Genomic DNA, 322 nt, shown 5'->3' on the forward strand with positions numbered 1-322 from the left:
AAACAACCATAAAAGATAATGATGTATCGGTAGCTAGCGTTGCCCTGGTAAGCAATGGCTCAGAAGGCAGCCCGGCGGCAACCAGCGGAACCTTCAAGATCACTCTGAGCAACGCATCATCAACTTCAACGGATGTGAGCTTCTCCTTAACGGGAACAGCGACAGAAGGCGATGACTATACGGCGATCAGCCATACAGTAACCTTTGCAGCAGGCGAGACAGAGAAGATTATCACCATCCCGGTACTGAACGATGCGATCATCGAAGGAACGGAAACAGTGATTGCTACTTTAACCGGAACGACCAATCCAAAGATTACAGT

Annotated in this window: 1 protein-coding gene; it reads left to right on the forward strand. The window is 48.8% G+C overall.

What is annotated here, in order from left to right; all coding sequences use genetic code 11:
* Positions 1-322: Calx-beta domain-containing protein (locus tag GS399_RS20590; protein ID WP_160846544.1), on the forward strand; the 322-nt coding region annotated here is incomplete at both ends.

This window comes from Hufsiella arboris (assembly GCF_009834875.1).
Classification (GTDB): Bacteria; Bacteroidota; Bacteroidia; order Sphingobacteriales; family Sphingobacteriaceae; genus Hufsiella_A; species Hufsiella_A arboris.